Consider the following 17,822-nt stretch of genomic DNA (forward strand, 5'->3'; position numbering starts at 1 on the left):
GATCTCGTTACCGATCGGTTTCGCGAGGTTAATTTCCGCGTCCGAAGGGTTGGCTGGAAGTCGGCTCCTGGTTATCGTTCACGAACTTCACTCAATCGTTCCAGTGAACGAATAGCGAGAGAGACGGTCGGTCCATGTCCGACATCCACCTGCCGGGGCGTCGCTCGGTGCTCGCCGCCGGCATGGCAGGCGCGGCCTCGCTCGGCGCGTCCTGGCTGCTCACCGGCTGTACGGGGGCAGCCGCCGCCCCCGACCTGACGGCTGCCGCTCTGAAGGGCACCCCCGACGCGGGCGGCACCCTGCGCATCGCCCGGCCCCCGGCCTCCGACGCCGAGACCCTCGATCCGGCCAGTTCCCTGTCGGCGTACGAATATCTCGGCGCCCTGTACAACCGGCTGATCCGCGTCGGCGCGGACGGCGAACTCGCACCCGACCTCGCCGAGTCGTGGGAGCCCGACGCCAAGGCACGCACCTGGACCTTCAGGCTCCGCAAGGGCGTCACCTTCCACGACGGACGTGCCTTCACCTCCGCCGACGCCGCCTACACGCTGCGGCACATCCTCGCCAAGGCGACCGCCTCACCCCAGGCCGCCGTCCTCGCCCCGCTCGTCGACCCGGGCACGCTGCGCACCCCCGACGCCCACACCCTCGTCGTCCCGCTGAAGACCCCGAACGCCGAGTTCCCGAGCCTGCTGACGCACTACAACTGCTATGTCGTCCCGGACGGCAGCGCCCAGGGCATCGGCCGCACCGGCATCGGCACCGGCCCCTTCAAGCTGGAGTCCTTCACCCCGGCGGGCCCCGGCCGGGTCACCGCGTACCGGGACCACTGGGCCGGCCGCCCGGTCCTCGACGCGATCGCCTTCTACTCGGTCGCCGACATGTCCGCCCGCTCGGGCGCCCTGCTCGCCGGTCAGGTGGACCTGCTGTCCCAGACCAACCTCGACTTCGCCACCGCACGCGTCGTCGCCGCCTCCGACCGGGCCACCATCGCCCGGGTGAAGGACGCGCAGTGGTACGTGCTGCCGATGCTCACCACCGAGAAGCCCTTCACCGACGTACGGGTCCGGCAGGCCATGAAGCTCGCCTACGACCCGGAGCACGTCGTGAAGGTCGCGCTCCAGGGCGCGGGCAGCGCCGGCTGGGACAACCCCGTACCGCCCACCGACCCCGCCCACATCGCCGCGCACCCCGCGCACGACCCCGAGCAGGCCCGCCATCTCCTCAAGCAGGCCGGCCACGAAGGCCTGGCCGTCGACCTCTACACCTCGTCCTACGACCCGCTGTTCACGCCGATGGCCCTCGCCTACCAGGACTCCGCCAAGCGTGCCGGCATCCGGGTCCGGGTCAAGACGGCCGCCGCGGACTCCTACTACACGCAGATCTGGATGAAGAAGCCGCTGATGGCCACCTACTGGTTCACCGGGCGGCCCGTCGACCAGCTCTTCACCCAGATCTTCCGCAGCGGCTCCTCCTACAACGAGACCGCCTGGTCCGACAAGGAGTTCGACACCGTCCTGGACCGGGCCCGCGCCGAGACCGACGACACCGAGCGCCGTGAACTGTACGGCGAGGCGCAGCGCCTGGTCATCGAGCGGGGCGGGGCGATGACCCCGATGTTCGCCGACCGGCTGGTCGGCATCTCCCGCAAGGTCCGCGGCTACGCCGAGCACGGCTTCGAGTTCGACTACCTCAACATCGGCGTGAAGGGGGCCTGAGCATGCTGTCGTTCATCCTGCGCCGACTGGCCTCGGCCGTCGGCACGCTGTTCCTCTCCTCGGTCCTCGTCTTCCTCGCCGTCCAGGCGCTGCCCGGCGACGTGGCCACCCAGATCCTCGGCAAGGACGCCACCCCGGACGCCGTCGCCGCCCTCCGCGACCAGCTCGGCCTCGACCGGCCCGCCTGGGAGCGCTACCTCGACTGGGTCGGGGGCGCCCTGCACGGCGACTTCGGCACCTCGCTCGTCTCCGGGAAGGGCGTCGGCGGCGAAGTCGCCCAGTACCTCGGCAACTCCGCGCTCATCGCCCTCGTCACGATCCTGTTCGCGGTGACCGGCTCCCTCTTCCTGGGCGTCCTCGCCGGCCTGTACCGGGACCGCTGGCCCGACCACCTCATCTCCACCGTCAGCCTGGTCGGCATGAGCGTCCCCGAGTTCGTGGTCGCCACCGTGCTGGTGCTGTGCTTCTCCGTCGCGCTGCCCTGGTTCCCCGCGGTCGTCCTCTACGGTCCCGAGGCGAGCGTCGGCCGGCTCCTGCCCGCCGTGTGGCTGCCCGCGCTCGCGCTCGCCGTCGTCATGGCCGCCTACATCGTGCGGATGGCCCGTACCTCCGTCATCGACGTGCTGGCCGGCGAGTACGTCACCACCGCCCGCCTCAAGGGCCTGTCCACCTGGCGGGTCGTCACCCGGCACGCACTCCCCAGCGCACTGCTGCCCACCCTGCACGTGATCGCCCTCAACGTCGCCTGGCTCGCGGGCGGAGTCGCCGTCGTCGAGAACGTCTTCAACTACCCCGGCATCGGAAAGCTGATGCTCTCCTCCGTGCAGAACCGCGACCTGCCCGTCATCCAGGCCATCGCCCTCGTCAGCGCCGTGATCTACGTCGTCTGCAACCTCGCCGCCGACCTCGGCGCCATGGCCCTCAACCCCAGGCTCCGCACCCGAGGGAGGACCCGATGACCACGCTCGACACCACCCCGGCCACCCCGGCCACCGCTCCGGCCGCCCCCCGCTCCGCCGTCCGCGCCTGGCGCGGCCTGCGCTCCTCCCGCACCGCCCTGGTGGGCCTGGCCGTCGTCGCCGTGCACATCCTGGTGGCACTGCTCGCCCCGCTCCTCACCTCCTACGACCCCATCGCCAACGACGCCTCGCACGCCCTGCTCGGCTCGAGCTGGGAGCACTGGGCGGGCACCGACCAGTACGGCCGCGACGTCCTGGCCCGGGTGCTGTACGGCGGCCGGTACGCGCTCGGCGTCTCCGTCGCCGCCACCCTGATCACCGTCGCCCTCGGCACCGTGATCGGCTGCGCGGCCGCCCTGCGCGGCGGCTGGTTCGACGACCTGCTAGGCCGGGTCCTCGACGCGATCCTGTCCGTGCCGTCGATCCTCGCCCTGCTCGTCGTCGTCACCGCGCTCGGCACCGGGCCCGCCGTGATCGTCCTCGCCATCGCCGTCGTCTACGTCCCCCAGGTCGTCCGCGTGGTGCGCGGCGCCGCGCTGGCCGTCGTCCCCATGGACTACGTCACCGCCGCCCGCGCCCGCGGCGAGAGCACCTGGGCGATCCTGCGCCGCGAGGTCCTGCCGAACATCACCGACGTGGTCTGCGTGGAGTTCGCGATGCGCGCCTCCTGGGTGGTGCTGCTGATCTCCTCGCTGTCCTTCCTCGGCTTCGGCGCCGACCCGCCGACCCCCGACTGGGGGTTGATGGTCGCCGAGAACCGCACCGCCATCACCGTCGTCCCGATGGCGAGCCTCGCACCGATCTTCGCCCTGGCCACCCTCGTGGTCGGGCTCAACCTCGCGGCCGACGGCCTCTCCAAGGCGTGGGGCGTGGACCGCATCAGGGAGGGTTCCTGATGACCTCTGTCGTCTCCGCCGGCCCCGTCACCTCGGTCGTCTCCGTCGACTCGCTCTCCGTGGCCTACCGTTCGGGCGGCCGCGACGTCCCGGTCGTGCACGAGGTGTCCCTCGAGGTGGCGCCGGGCCGGACCCTCGCCCTCGTCGGCGAGTCCGGCAGCGGCAAGTCCACGGTCGCCGCCACCCTCCTCGGCCATCTGCGGCACGGCTCCCGGATCACCGGCGGCGGCGTCCACGTCGACGGACAGGACGTGTTCGCCCTGCCCGCACCGCGGTTGCGGCGGCTGCGCGGCGGGACCGTCGCCATGGTCGCCCAGAACGCCGGGCAGGCGCTGACCCCGACCATGCGGATCGGGCGCCAGATCGAGGAGGCCGGTGGGCACATACCGGTCGTCGACCTGCTCGAGCAGGTCCGGCTGCCCCGCCCCGCCGAACTCGCCCGCCGCTACCCGCACGAGCTGTCCGGCGGCCAGCAGCAGCGCGTCGCCATCGCCATGGCCGTCGCCGCCCGCCCCAAGGTCCTGGTCCTCGACGAGCCGACCACCGGCCTGGACGTCATCACCCAGCGCAGCGTCCTGGACCTGATCGCCGCGCTGCGCGACGAACTCGGCCTGGCCGCCGTCCTGGTGAGCCACGACCTCGGCGTCGTCGCCCACCTGGCCGACGAGGTGTGCGTCCTCAAGACCGGCCGCGTGGTGGAGTCCGCGGCCACCCGGCGGCTGTTCGCCGCGCCCCAGGACCCGTACACGAAGCGGCTGCTGGCGAGCGTGCCGCGGCTGGACGACGCCGGTCTCGCGGTCGTGGACGAGGAAGGGGAACGGACGGTCCGCGCCAAGGCCGTGGTCCCGGACGGCTCACCGGTCGCGGTCGCCGCCGACGACGTCACCATCGACTACGGCAGCACCCGCGCCGTGCACGGGGTCTCCTTCGACGTCCGCCGCGGCGAGGTCCTCGCCCTCGTCGGCGAGTCGGGCAGCGGCAAGTCCACCCTGGCCTGGACCCTGGCGGGCCTGCGCACCCCCTCCGGCGGCACCATGACGCACGAGGCCGGGGACCTGGCCCGCCCCGCGCCCCAGCGGCCGCTGTCGCTGCGGCGCCGGGTCCAGCTGGTCTTCCAGAACGCCGACACCTCCCTCAACCCCCGCCGCTCCGTCGGCGACGCCGTGCGCCGCCCGCTGCGGTTCTTCGGCACCGCGACCGGTCGCACCGAGACCGCCGAACAGGCTCGCCGGCTCATCGCCGACGTACGCCTGGACCCGGCCCTCGCCGACCGGCTGCCCGCCCAGCTCTCCGGCGGACAGCGCCAGCGCATCGGCATCGCACGGGCGCTGGCCGGCGAACCGGACGTCCTGATCGCCGACGAGATCACCACCGCCCTGGACGTCTCCGTCCAGGCCGAGGTGCTGCGCCTCCTCGACGACCTGCGCCGCGAACGCGACCTGGCCTGCCTGTTCATCAGCCACGACCTCGCCGTGGTACGCGGCATCGCCGACCGCGTCGTCGTACTGCGGCACGGAGTCGTCGTCGAGGAAGGCCCCACGGAAGCCGTCTTCGACGCACCCGGCCACCCCTACACCCGCCGGCTGATGGCGGCCGCCCTCGAACCCGACCCCGACGCACCGCCCCTGACCGGCGAGGCCCCCGACTGGGCGGACGCCGCCGAGGCGGACGACACCTGGACGGACCTCGGCGACGGCCATCGGATCCGCCGCTGGCAGCCCGTCGACGCCCCCGTGGCCGAAGGAGTTTCGTGAAGTACCGCGACCAGTTCGAGCGCCAGGTCGTCCGCGAGGACGTCTGGATCCCCACCCGGGACGGCGCCACCCGGCTGCACGCGCGCATCTGGCGGCCCGCGGACGCCGGGTCCGACCCGGTGCCCGCGCTGCTCGAATACCTCCCGTACCGCAAGAGCGACTGGACCGCGCCCCGCGACGCCCAGCGCCACCCCTGGTACGCCGGCCACGGCTACGCCTCCGTACGGGTCGACATCCGAGGCCACGGCGACAGCGAGGGCACCCCCGGCGACGAGTACGACGCCCAGGAACTCGCGGACGGCGTCGACGTCGTCAACTGGCTTGCCGCGCAACCCTGGTGCACCGGCAAGGTCGGCATGTTCGGCATCTCCTGGGGCGGCTTCAACGCCCTCCAGATAGCGGCCCTCGCCCCCGAGCCGCTCAAGGCGGTCGTCACCGTCTGCTCCACCGACGACCGCTACGACAACGACGTCCACTACACCGGCGGCGCCGTCCTCGGCATCGACATGGTCGCCTGGGCCGGCACCATGCTCGCCTTCGCCTCCCGCCCCCCGGACCCGGCGAGCGTCGGCACCGACCGCTGGCTGCCCATGTGGCGCGAACGCCTCGACGCTCTCCAGCCCTTCCTGCACACCTGGCTCGACCACCAGGAGCGCGACGCCTACTGGCGGCACGGCAGCGTCTGCGAGGACTACACCGCCATCGACGCCGCCGTCCTGGCGGTCGGCGGCTGGCACGACCCCTACCGCGACACCGTGCTGCGCCTGGTCGAGCACCTCCCGGCCGACCGGGTGCGCGGCCTGATCGGCCCCTGGTCCCACCAGTACCCGGACCGCGGGCTGCCGCCGGGCCCGGCGATCGGTTTCCTCCAGGAGACCCTGCGCTGGTGGGACCAGCACCTCAAGGACACCGACACCGGCGTACTGCGCGAACCGCTGCTGCGCGCCTGGATCAACGACCCGGTCCCGCCCGCCACTTCGTACGACACGATGCCGGGCCGCTGGGTGGGCGAGAGCAACTGGCCCTCCCCGCAGGTGACATGGAGCGAGCGCGCCCTCGCCCCCGACTGCCGTACCCCGGTCCTGGTCCGTTCCCCACTCCACACCGGCCTGGACGCCGGCCGGTTCTTCCCCTTCGGCAACGCGAGCGACCTGCCGCCCGACCAGCGCGAGGAGGACGGCCGTTCGGTGTACTTCGACTCCGCACCCCTCGCCGAGCGCGTCGAGATCCTCGGCCGGCCGCGCGTCCGGCTGCGCCTGGACAGCGCCACCCCACGCGCCCACGTGATCGTCCGGCTGTGTGACGTCGCTCCCGACGGCTCCTCGACGCTGGTCACCCGGGGAGTGCTCAACCTGCTGAGCAGGTACGGTCGCGACCGGGCGGTCGAGTGGACCCCGGGGACCTACGAGGACGTCGAGGTGGACCTCACCGGCATCGGTTACGCCTTCCCGCCCGGCCACCGGGTCCGGGTCGCCGTGTCCGACGCGTACTGGCCGTGGGTGTGGCCGCACGGTGAGCGCGGCGAGCTGCGGGTCGTACCCGGGGACAGCGCCCTGCTCCTGCCCGTGCGGGCGGCCGTCGAGGAACCGCCGATCCTCTTCGAGGAGCCGGAACAGGCGTCACCGCTGCCGGTCAGCTACGACCGGCCCGCCGAGCCGCGGCCCGAACGGCTCGTCACGCACGACGTGGCGGCGGGCGAGTGGACCCTGGAGGTCGACCCCAACTACGGCGGATCACGGACGTATCCGGACGGACTCCGCTACGAGGAGAGCGCACTCGAGACGTACCGCATCCGCGGCGCCGACCCGCTGTCGGCGAGCGCCGTGTCCCAGTGGCGGATCCGGCTGCGGCGCGGCGACGACTACGACGCTGAGATCATGACGCGTACGGAGTTGCGCGCCACGGCCGCGGACTTCGTCATGGACAGCCGTATCGAGGCACGGGCGAACGGAGAGACAGTGGCCAAGCGCTCCTGGCACCACACCAGCGCGAGGACGTCCGGATGACCGCCGCCAAGCCGCAGCGCTCCGCGAAGACCCCGCGCCGTGCCGTCGCCGCCGCCGACCGCACCCGTCAGCCCACCGAGGTCCGCCGCCGGCTGATCGTCGAGGCGGCCGTTCCGCTGATCGCGGAGCGCGGCTACGCCTCGGTGGGCGTCCGGGACGTGGCGGCGGCGGCCGGGGTCTCCGTCGGGACGGTCACCTATCACTTCGGCAGCGTCCAGGAGATCCTGTCCGAGGCCATGGTGCTGCACATCGAGCGGTACTACACGGCGCTCAGCGAGGCCGCCGAGCAGGCCGGCAGTGGTGCCGAGGCGCTGCGCCTGCTCGTCGACGCGCTCTTCACCGAGGACACCGACCGGCACTGGCGGATGTGGTTCGACTACTGGAACGCCGGTGACCCGGACACCGACGAGGCGTTCACCCGTGGCCAGGCCCAGCGCTACACGGCCTGGCACCAGCAGATCCGTGCGCTGGTCGAACGGGGTGTCGCGGACGGGGAGTTCGCCGTCGACGACCTCGACGGGTTCACCGTCCGCTTCGCCGCCCTCGCCGACGGCCTCGCCCTCCAGCGGCTGCGCCAGACGCCGCCGCTCAGCACCCAGGACGCCCGCCGGCATCTGAACCGGCTGGTGGAGACCGAACTCGCCGTCCGCCCGGACCGCGACTGACGTGCACGGTCGTGTGCACCGCCCTGTCGAGCAGGTGTCGACGGCAGTCGGGTCGTGCTCCGGACCGCTCCCCCAAGGCGCCGGTACGGGACCGGGCGGACGGCGTCCGGGCACGGCCGGTCGGGCCGCCGGGCGCCGTTCAGGTCGAGCCCGTGGAGAACGACGGCCAGAGGTCCCGCCGCCACGGGACCGTCCACCCCGAGGCGGCGCGACAGGCCGCCGACGACGTCCGGCGGCCCGGCATGAGCCTCGACGGCCATCGGGGCCCCTCGTCCGCACACCCGGCGACCGCCACGCCACCGGCGACGGGGACCGACCACGGAGGCCGGTGTCCCCGCCGCACCTGTGACCGCCTCGGAACAGCCGAACCACGATGTTTTGGCATGCCTGGGCTAAAAGCGGGAAGGCGCGGCCGGTCACGCTGCGCAGCCCTGCCGGGCGCAGCTCGTGACCCGGCGGCTCGACGAGTGTCCGGGACGCCCGGGAGGTGCGACGCTGGGACCGACAGGCATCCGCCGAGGGGACTCGGGAGGGCCCGATGGGACGTGATGTGCCGGCCCGGGTGTTCACGCGGGACGACCGGCGCCGGTACCGCGAGAAGATGCACACCTGTCTCGACGTACTGGCGGAGATGCTGCGCGGGTCGGGCTTCGAGAGCGAGCGCCTCCAGGTGGGCATGGAGATCGAGCTCAACCTGGTGGACGACGACGGGCTGCCGGCGATGCGGAACACCGAGGTGTTGCGGGCGATCGCCGACCCCGCCTGGTCGAGCGAGCTGGGCCGCTTCAACCTGGAGATCGACATCCCGCCCCGGGAGCTGACCTCCGGCGGCCCCGGTGCCTGGGAGCAGACGATCCGCGACGCCCTCAACCATGCCGAGGACCGTGCCGCGACGGTCGGCGCCCACCTGATCATGATCGGCATCCTGCCGACGCTGGGCGAGCCGGACGTGGGTGAGAAGTCCCTGTCCGGTGATCCGCGCTACCGGCTGCTGAACGAGCAGATCTTCGCGGCGCGCGGCGAGGACCTGCGGATCGGCCTCGAGGGCGTGGAGCGCCTTTCGATGTACGCCGACGCCATCACCCCCGAGGCGGCCTGCACCAGCACCCAGTTCCATCTCCAGGTGGCCCCCAAGGACTTCGCGGACTACTGGAACGCGGCCCAGGCGATCGCGGGCGTGCAGATCGCCCTCGCCGCCAACTCGCCCTTCCTCTTCGGCAGGGAACTGTGGCGCGAGACCCGCATCCCCTTGTTCGAGCAGGCGACCGATACCCGCCCCGAGGAGATCAAGGCCCAGGGGGTACGGCCGCGGGTGTGGTTCGGAGAGCGGTGGATCACCAGTGTCTTCGACCTGTTCGAGGAGAACGTGCGCTACTTCCCGGCGCTCCTGCCCCTGTGCGACGACGAGGACCCGCGGCAGGTCCTCGACGCCGACGGTGTGCCACAGCTCGGGGAACTCACGCTGCACAACGGCACGATCTACCGCTGGAACCGCCCCGTCTACGCCGTCACCGACAGCGGGCCGCACCTACGCATCGAGAACCGCGTCCTGCCGGCCGGCCCCACCGTGGCCGACACCATCGCCAACGGCGCCTTCTACTACGGCCTGACGCGCGCCCTCGTGGACGAGGACCGTCCGGTGTGGTCACGGATGTCCTTCGCGGTCGCCGAGGAGAACCTGCACGCGGCGGCCCGCGACGGCATCGACGCCCGCCTGTACTGGCCGGGGGTGGGCGAGGTACCGGTCACGGAGCTGGTGCTGAGGCGCCTGCTGCCGCTGGCGCACCGGGGCCTGGAGCTGGCCGGCCTGGACTCCTCCTGGCGTGAGCCGATGCTGGGCATCATCGAGCAGCGCTGCGTGAACGCCCGCAACGGGGCCCTGTGGCAGGCGGAGACGGTCCACCACCTGGAGCGGACCGGCACCTGCGACCGCGGCGAGGCGCTGCGGCGGATGACCACCACGTACATGGACTACATGCACCTGAACGCGGCGGCCCACACATGGCCCGTGGAGTGAGCGCCGCAACGCGCTGAGAGGGCGGCCCGGAGTTCCCCGCACCCGCCCGCGCCTCGACGGCGGCCCCTGGTCCGGCGGCAGGGCCCCGCCGTGGCCCCCGCGCCGTACCCCCTGCTGCTGCCCGGCGGCGGAGCCGCCGCCGACGCGTGGTCGCCGGACCCGGCGCTGAGACACCTGCGCGACGGCTCGTTCGGCGCCGTTCCTCCGCCCACGCCAACAACACCCCGGCGCCTACAACACCCCGGCGCCTACAACGCCCCGGCGCCTACAACGCCCCGGCCGACTGCGAGCACGTCGCCGGGAAGCGTGTCCCCGTGCCGGGTGACCGGGCCCGGGAGCAGCACTGTTGAGTGATCAGGTCAAGCGTTCCGGCCCCTTGACTCGGTAGGCACACAACCGGATCCTCGTCCCAGGCATTGCGCGGGTCATGACAACTTCAAGGGTTGGCCAACCGCGCCTTTCCGCCGACCGAGGGACGTGGCCCGTGACGCAGACTCGACGCTCGTACCGCAGACGCAGAAACGTCACCCTGCTGTCGTTGCTGCTCCTGGTGCTGAGCGTGGCCCTCGGGCCCACCCCGAGTTCGGCCGCCGGCAACGACTGGTGGACGCCGACCGCACGGCCCGCCCCGGACGTCCGGATCGACGTCACCGGCGAGCCGTTCACCGGCACCACCTCCACGGGCGAGGTACGCGGGTTCGTCGACGCGCACAACCACCTGTTCGGCAACGAGGCCTTCGGCGGCCGGCTGATCTGCGGCAAGGTCTTCTCCGAGGCCGGTGTCGCCGCCGCCCTGAAGGACTGCCCCGAGCACTACCCCGACGGATCGCTCGCGCTCTTCGACTACATCACCCACGGCGGCGACGGGAAGCACGACCCGGTCGGCTGGCCGACGTTCAAGGACTGGCCCGCGTACGACTCGATGACCCATCAGGCCGACTACTACGCCTGGGTGGAGCGGGCCTGGCGCGGTGGGCAGCGCGTGCTCGTCAACGACCTCGTGACCAACGGCATGATCTGCTCGATCTACCCGTTCAAGGACCGTGGTTGCGACGAGATGACGTCGATCCGGCTGCAGGCGAGGATGACGTACGACCTCCAGGCGTACATCGACAGGATGTACGGCGGCACCGGTAAGGGCTGGTTCCGGATCGTCACCGACAGCACGCAGGCGCGTGAGGTCGTCCAGCAGGGCAAACTCGCCGTCGTCCTGGGCGTCGAGACCTCCGAACCCTTCGGCTGCAAGCAGATCCTCGACATCCCGCAGTGCGGCAAGGCCGACATCGACAAGGGACTCGACGAGCTGTACGCGCTCGGCGTCCGCTCCATGTTCCTGTGCCACAAGTTCGACAACGCGCTGTGCGGCGTCCGCTTCGACTCGGGCGGCCTCGGGACGGCCATCAACGTCGGCCAGTTCCTGTCGACCGGCACCTTCTGGGGGACCGAGAAGTGCACCGGCCCGCAGCACGACAACCCCATCGGGAGCGCGTCGTCCGCGGCGGAGGCGGACCTGCCGGCGGGCGTGACCGTCCCGTCGTACGACGCGGACGCCCAGTGCAACAAGCGCGGTCTCACCGAGCTCGGCGAGTACGCGGTGCGCGGCATGATGAAGCGCAAGATGATGCTGGAGATCGACCACATGGGCGTCAAGGCCGTCGGCCAGGCGCTGGACATCCTCGAATCGGAGTCCTACCCCGGCGTGATCTCCTCGCACAGCTGGATGGACCTGAACTGGACCGAGCGGGTCTATTCCCTCGGCGGCTTCGTAGCCCAGTACATGCACGGCTCCGAGGGGTTCGTCGCGGAGGCGGCGCGCACCGACGCGCTGCGCGACAAGTACGGCGTGGGCTACGGCTTCGGCACTGACTTCAACGGCGTCGGCGACCACCCCGCCCCGCGCGGCGCGGACATCCCGAACAAGGTCACGTACCCCTTCAAGAGCGTCGACGGCGGCTCCGTCATCGACCGGCAGACCTCCGGCGAGCGCACCTTCGACATCAACACGGACGGTGCGGCCCATGCCGGCATGATCCCCGACTGGATCGAGGACATCCGGCAGGTGGGCGGCCAGGACGTGGTGAACGACCTGTTCCGGGGCGCCGAGTCCTACCTCGGCACCTGGCGGGCCACGGAACAGCACCAGGCCACGGTGAACCTCGCCAAGGGACGCCAGGCGAGCGCCAGTTCGTCCGAGTGGAACCCGTTCACCAGTTACCGGCCGGACCGTGCCGTCGACGGCGACGACTCCACGCGCTGGGCCGCCGACTGGAGCGACGACCAGTGGTGGCAGGTCGACCTGGGCTCCACACACCTGGTCTCCCGGGTGACGCTGGACTGGGAGCGCGCCTACGGCAGGTCGTACCGCATCGAGCTCTCCACAGACGGCACGAACTGGGGGACCGCCTGGTCCACCACCTCCGGCGACGGCGGCCTGGACACGGCCCGGTTCACCGGAACCCCGGCCCGCTATGTCCGGGTCCACGGCCTCACACGCGGCACCGACTGGGGGTACTCGCTGTACGAGGTCGGGGTCCACAGCGCCTGAGGCGAGGCTGCCGGGCCCGCACGCATGCCGTCGGCACAACGGTGCCGACGGCCCGGCCGCACGGCTTGACGTGTACTCGCCGAAGTGGGTTCATGGGAGCGCTCCCACATTATCCGTCCGCTGCCTGAGTTTCTTGGCGCTCACTTCCTGGAGCCGCAGTGAGAAGAACAAGAAGCACGACAAGCACGTCACGAGAGCACCCCTTACCCCGCCTGCTGGCCGCCCTGGCGACCCTCCTGGGGCTCGTCCTCGCGGGCACCGCTTCCCCCGCCGCCGCCCGTGCCCAGTCACCCGGGGTGCAGGCCACCGGTCTGCACATCAGTGCCGGCCGGCTGGTCGAGGGCAACGGCAGCGACTTCGTCATGCGGGGCGTCAACGCCGCGCACACCTGGTACCCGGGCCGCACCGAGCAGTCCCTCGCCGACATCAAGGCGCTGGGCGCCAACACCGTCCGCGTGGTGCTCGCCGACGGCCACCGCTGGGCGGCGAACAGCGCCTCCGACGTGGCGAACGTCGTCGCACAGTGCAAGGCGAACCGGCTCCTCTGCGTCCTGGAGGTGCACGACACCACCGGCTACGGCGAGGACAGCGCGGCCGGCACGCTCGACGAGGCCGCCGACTACTGGATCGGCCTGAAGGACGTGCTCGCCGGACAGGAGAACTACGTCGTCATCAACGTCGGCAACGAGCCCTGGGGCAACACCGCCCCCGACGGCTGGACCGCCCCGACCATCGCGGCCGTCAAGAAGCTGCGCAACGCCGGACTAGCCCACACCCTCATGGTCGACGCGCCCAACTGGGGCCAGGACTGGCAGGGCGTCATGCGCGCCAACGCCCGGTCCGTCTACGCCGCCGACCCCACCGGCAACCTGATCTTCTCCATCCACATGTACAGCGTCTTCGACACCGCGCAGGAGATCACCGACTATCTCAACGCCTTCGTCGACGCCGGACTGCCCCTCCTGATCGGTGAGTTCGGCGGCCCCGCCGACCAGTACGGCGACCCCGACGAGGACACCATGATGGCCGCGGCCCAGCAGCTGAGGCTCGGGTACCTGGCCTGGTCCTGGAGCGGCAACACCGACCCGATCCTCGACCTCGCCCTCGGCTTCGACCAAAATCAGCTCAGTTCGTGGGGCCGGCGCGTCTTCAACGGTGTCAACGGCATCGCCCAGACCGCGAAGGAGGCGAGCGTCTTCGGGGGCGGCAGCCCGGACACCCAGGCGCCGACCGCCCCCGGCACCCCGAACGCCTCCGCGGTCACGGCCACCTCCGCCACCCTCACCTGGCCCGCCGCCACCGACAACGTGGGCGTCACCGGCTACGACGTCGTCCGCGTCAGCGGTGCCACCGAGACCACGGTCGCCGCCTCCACCACCGACACCGTCACCGTGACGGGCCTGGCCGCCGAGACCGCGTACACCTTCGCCGTCTACGCCCGTGACGCCGCCGGCAACCGCTCGGCCCGCTCGGCCACGGTGAACGTCACCACCGCCAAGGGCGCCGACCTCTCCTGCTCGGTCGGTTACCGCGTCGTGGGGGAGTGGCCCGGGGGATTCCAGGGCGAGTTGACCATCGGAAACGGCGGCACCACCGCGATCAACGGCTGGCGGCTCGGTTTCGCCTTCACCGACGGCCAGACCGTCACCAGCATGTGGGGCGGCACGCCCCAGCAGACCGGTGCCGCGGTGACCGTCACGCCCGCCTCCTACACCACCACCATCCCCGTCGGCGGCTCGGTGACCGCCGGCTTCCTGGCGAACAAGGGCGCCACCAACACCGCCCCGACCGTCTTCACCCTCAACGGCTCCGGCTGCGCGACGAGGTGAACACGCCGGCCGGCGAGACGGTGGGACGCACACCTCGCCGGCCGGCCCTCCTGCCCACCACGGCCAGGCCTACGCCCCTCCGGAGCGTCCGGCAGCGGATGAGAAGAGGGTGCCTGCGAGGCGGCCGCGAGGTCCGACCCCGACCCCGTATGCCGGCGGCATGAGCGTCGCCGACGCGGCACGCAACGTCGGATTCGGTGTCGCCCGTGTGCGTGGAGAGGCGCCCGGCAAAACCGGCCGGCCGCCGGTACCCCCGGGTGCGTCGCCAGGAATGCAAGGTCCCACGGGAGCCCATACCGTCGAAGGCAACGACCAGCAGGCCCCCACAGGCCGCCGGGCGGTCGACGGAGGCCCGTTCGACGCGGGAAGAGCCCCTGCGAGACTGCCAGGCCACTCAGGGAGACACGCATGAGTCGCGCCAAGCGCAGGTCCCGCAACACCTCCCGCAAGCGGGCCGCACCGGGGCCCAACGGCACCGTCCGCACCACGAGGAAGACCCGGTCCGTCGACGAGCCGGGGCCCGCGGCACACGGTGAGGACGCCGACGAAGGGGCTCCCCCCGCTGTCCCGGCACACCGCGGCGGGCGAGTGCCGCCGGAGCACGCCGGCGCTCCTGGTCGCGGCGAGACCGCGGCGACGACCGCCGCTCAGAATGAGGCGGCGCCGGGCGGCCCGGCTGCGGACAAGCGCGCGTCCCGGCCCGTCCGGGCACTCGGCTCACGGCCTGACACGTCCTCGCCGGACACGTCCCTGCCCGACGCGTCCTTGCCCGATGCGGCAGGCCGCCCGACCGCGTGCGACACGCTCCCGGACCACCGCCCCGCACAGGGCCCTTCGCCCCGGCCGCGGACGCTGCGCATGCGCATATCGGAGGCAGAACCCTGGTCCGTGACGGTGATGAGCTTCCTGCTCCTCGGTGGTCTCGGCGTCCTCACCGTCGTCACCTCGGCCGCCGCCTGGGGCCTGGCCGCGATCCTCGCGCCGGACGCCCTGCCCCGGCTGAGCACCTTCCTGACCGTCGCGTTCACCGTCATCATCCTCGAAGTCGTCCTGGGCTCGTGTCTGGCAGCCCTGACCACCTTCCTGTACAACCTGACCGCCCCGTACAACGGCGGCCTCGAAATCTCCCTCACCGACGATCTCGGCCCCACCGAGGCGGGCGTCAACGCCCAGTTGGCCATGGAGCGCGCCGGCATCCGCGCCCGCCGCTACCTGCGCGCCCGCACCCCGGCCTGGGCCACCGGCGCGGTGCGGCACCTGTCCGCCAGGTACGGCTCCCTGCGGGGCGGGAAACCGACCGCACCGGGCGAGCAGGCGGCCCCGGTCCGGCCGGACGCCGGCCAAGAGGAGTGACCACCCTGTCACGGGCCCTGCTCAGGACCGTCCGCCTCCGGAGGCGGACGTTGTCTCGGCCTAGGCGCCGCCCAGCGACACCACGGTGGCGTTCGCGGATCCCTGGGGCGTCTCGAAGCTGACGGTGTCGCCGACACGGTGTCCCAGCAGCGCGCGCCCCAGCGGACTGTCCTGCGTCACCAGGTTCTCGTCCGTGGCGGAGGCGATCTCACCGATCTCGACGCTCTGCACCCCGCCGTCCGTGAACCGCACCGTGACGGTGCTGCCGACACCGACCACGCCCGCGGGGGCCGGTCCGGCGACCGCCGCCTGGTGCAGCCGCAGCGTGATGTCCTCGATGCGGGCGTCCAGGCGCCGGAGGTCGTCGGCCCGCTGCAACTCGTCGGCCTCGTCCGCGTGGTCGCCGGGGGAATCGTCGCCGCGCAGCGTGGCGGCGACGCCCTGCCGCTCGGTGTGGAGATCGGCAAGCTGCTGCTCCAGCGCGCGACGACCCTCGGCGCTGATCGGTTCAGGCTCACCCATGTCCGCTCCTTCGGTGACGGATCCTTCGGCGACGGAACGACCGAAGTCGGGGTACGGATAACGCACTGCACTGATATTACCGATATGTCCGTCACCATGGCTCCGTCAAGCCGCGGGCCTCCGGCGCCCGGGTCAGCGGAGGAAGCCCTCGTAGTTGCGCTGCTGGAGCTGGCTCTCGATCTGCTTCACGGTCTCCAGGCCGACACCCACGATGATCAGGATGCTGGTGCCGCCGAACGGGAAGTTCTGGCTCGCACCGAACCCGACCAGGGCGATGGTGGGGACGAGGGCGATCACCCCCAGATACAGCGAACCCGGCCAGGTGATCCGGTTGAGCACGTACGACAGGTACGTCGCGGTCGGCCGCCCGGCCCGGATGCCCGGGATGAAGCCGCCGTACTGCTTCATGTTGTCCGCGACATCCTCCGGGTTGAAGGAGATGGAGACGTAGAAGAACGCGAAGAACACGATGAGCAGGAAGTACAGGGCGATGTAGATCGGGTGGTCGCCCTTGGTCAGGTTCTGCGTGATCCACCGTTTCCACACGGAGTCGCCGCCCGAGAACTGTGCGACCAGGGCCGGGATGGAGAGCAGCGAGGAGGCGAAGATGACCGGGATCACGCCTGCCTGGTTCACCTTCACGGGGATGTAGGTCGCGGTGCCGCCGTAGGACCGGCGGCCGATCATGCGCTTGGCGTACTGGACCGGGATCCGGCGCTGGGCCTGCTCGACGAAGACGACCAGGCCGACCATGGCCAGGCCGACGAGGATCACGGCGCCGAACTCGATCCAGCCGCCCGCCAGGGTGCCCTGCTTCTTGATGGCCCACAGCGCGGACGGGAAGGAAGCGGCGATCGAGATGAACATCAGGATCGACATGCCGTTGCCGATGCCGCGGTCGGTGATCAGCTCACCGAGCCACATGACCGTGGCCGTGCCGGCGGTCATGCAGATCACCATCGTGACGGTGGTGAAGATCGACTGGTCCGGCACGATGCTGGAGGCGACCGAGCAGCCGGAGAAGAGGGCGCCGCTGCGGGCGGTGGCCACCAGGCCGGTGCCCTGCAGGACGGCGAGGGCCACCGTCAGGTACCGGGTGTACTGGGTGATCCTCGTCGTGCCCGCCTGGCCCTCCTTCTTCAGGGCTTCCAGACGCGGGATGACCACGGTCAGCAGCTGGAGGATGATGCTGGCCGTGATGTACGGCAGGATGCCGAGCGCGAAGATCGTGATCTGGAGCAGCGCGCCCCCGCTGAAGAGATTGACCAGTCCGAACAGGCCCTGGTTGCCGGAGGCCTCGTTCACGCACGTCTGGACGGCCTGGTAGTTGACGCCGGGGATCGGGACGTGGGTACCGACCCGGTAGAGCACGATCATGCCCAGCGTGAAGAGCAGCTTCTTACGCAGGTCAGGCGTCTTGAAGGCATTGACGAACGCGGTGAGCACGGTCTCTCCTGCAACCCTTCGCGCATGGGCCGTCGGGGTCGGCGATGACGACAGGACATCGGTACGACAGCTGGTGCCGCCGTCCTGAACGGTTCGGGCCCCACATGAATGA

The 17,822-nt window shown here is 71.6% G+C and carries 12 protein-coding genes; 10 read left to right on the top strand and 2 right to left on the bottom strand.

Features of this window, described 5'->3' with window-relative positions; genetic code table 11:
- Window positions 1–134: 134 nt before the first annotated feature.
- The 10 genes from AB0N16_RS28170 to AB0N16_RS28215 all read left to right on the top strand — a co-directional run bounded on the left by AB0N16_RS28170 (window position 135) and on the right by AB0N16_RS28215 (window position 15,742).
- Entirely contained in the window at window positions 135–1,718 is a 1,584-nt protein-coding gene (locus AB0N16_RS28170) for an ABC transporter substrate-binding protein (RefSeq protein ID WP_365801389.1), read from the top strand.
- 2 nt (window positions 1,719–1,720) lie between these two features.
- Window positions 1,721–2,677: an ABC transporter permease gene (locus AB0N16_RS28175; protein ID WP_365801391.1), complete on the top strand. Its 957-nt coding sequence runs from the start codon at window positions 1,721–1,723 to the stop codon at window positions 2,675–2,677.
- Window positions 2,674–3,573: an ABC transporter permease gene (locus AB0N16_RS28180; protein ID WP_365801393.1), complete on the top strand. Its 900-nt coding sequence runs from the start codon at window positions 2,674–2,676 to the stop codon at window positions 3,571–3,573. The genes AB0N16_RS28175 and AB0N16_RS28180 overlap by 4 nt, the downstream gene beginning before the upstream one ends.
- Entirely contained in the window at window positions 3,573–5,327 is a 1,755-nt protein-coding gene (locus AB0N16_RS28185) for an ABC transporter ATP-binding protein (protein ID WP_365801395.1), read from the top strand. The genes AB0N16_RS28180 and AB0N16_RS28185 overlap by 1 nt, the downstream gene beginning before the upstream one ends.
- Entirely contained in the window at window positions 5,324–7,333 is a 2,010-nt protein-coding gene (locus AB0N16_RS28190) for a CocE/NonD family hydrolase (RefSeq protein WP_365801397.1), read from the top strand. Before AB0N16_RS28185 ends, AB0N16_RS28190 begins: the two co-directional genes overlap by 4 nt.
- The gene (locus tag AB0N16_RS28195) at window positions 7,330–7,998 is read left to right on the top strand and encodes a TetR family transcriptional regulator C-terminal domain-containing protein (RefSeq protein WP_365801399.1); all 669 of its coding nucleotides are present in this window, start codon (window positions 7,330–7,332) and stop codon (window positions 7,996–7,998) included. The genes AB0N16_RS28190 and AB0N16_RS28195 overlap by 4 nt, the downstream gene beginning before the upstream one ends.
- 538 nt (window positions 7,999–8,536) lie before the next feature.
- A complete protein-coding gene (locus AB0N16_RS28200; RefSeq protein ID WP_365801401.1) occupies window positions 8,537–10,015 on the top strand; it encodes a glutamate--cysteine ligase in 1,479 nt (492 codons plus the stop codon).
- Between the two features lie 484 nt (window positions 10,016–10,499).
- Window positions 10,500–12,560, top strand: coding sequence for a discoidin domain-containing protein (locus AB0N16_RS28205; RefSeq protein WP_365801403.1), 2,061 nt, complete (start codon window positions 10,500–10,502; stop codon window positions 12,558–12,560).
- 158 nt (window positions 12,561–12,718) lie between these two features.
- A complete protein-coding gene (locus tag AB0N16_RS28210; protein ID WP_365801405.1) occupies window positions 12,719–14,389 on the top strand; it encodes a cellulase family glycosylhydrolase in 1,671 nt (556 codons plus the stop codon).
- 858 nt (window positions 14,390–15,247) lie between these two features.
- On the top strand, window positions 15,248–15,742 hold the full coding sequence (locus AB0N16_RS28215) for a DUF3566 domain-containing protein (protein WP_365801407.1): 495 nt from the start codon (window positions 15,248–15,250) through the stop codon (window positions 15,740–15,742).
- A 60-nt stretch (window positions 15,743–15,802) separates the two neighbouring features.
- Here the strand turns inward: AB0N16_RS28215 and AB0N16_RS28220 are convergent, their stop codons facing one another.
- Both AB0N16_RS28220 and secY read right to left on the bottom strand, forming a co-directional pair.
- Window positions 15,803–16,264 carry a GreA/GreB family elongation factor gene (locus AB0N16_RS28220; RefSeq protein ID WP_365801409.1) on the bottom strand — a complete coding sequence of 154 codons (462 nt, stop codon included), beginning with the start codon at window positions 16,262–16,264 and terminating at the stop codon, window positions 15,803–15,805.
- 132 nt (window positions 16,265–16,396) lie between these two features.
- The gene (gene secY / locus AB0N16_RS28225; protein WP_365801411.1) at window positions 16,397–17,710 is read right to left on the bottom strand and encodes a preprotein translocase subunit SecY; all 1,314 of its coding nucleotides are present in this window, start codon (window positions 17,708–17,710) and stop codon (window positions 16,397–16,399) included.
- Window positions 17,711–17,822: the final 112 nt, after the last annotated feature.

It is taken from the genome of Streptomyces sp. NPDC051105 (assembly GCF_040682795.1).
GTDB lineage: Bacteria > Actinomycetota > Actinomycetes > Streptomycetales > Streptomycetaceae > Streptomyces.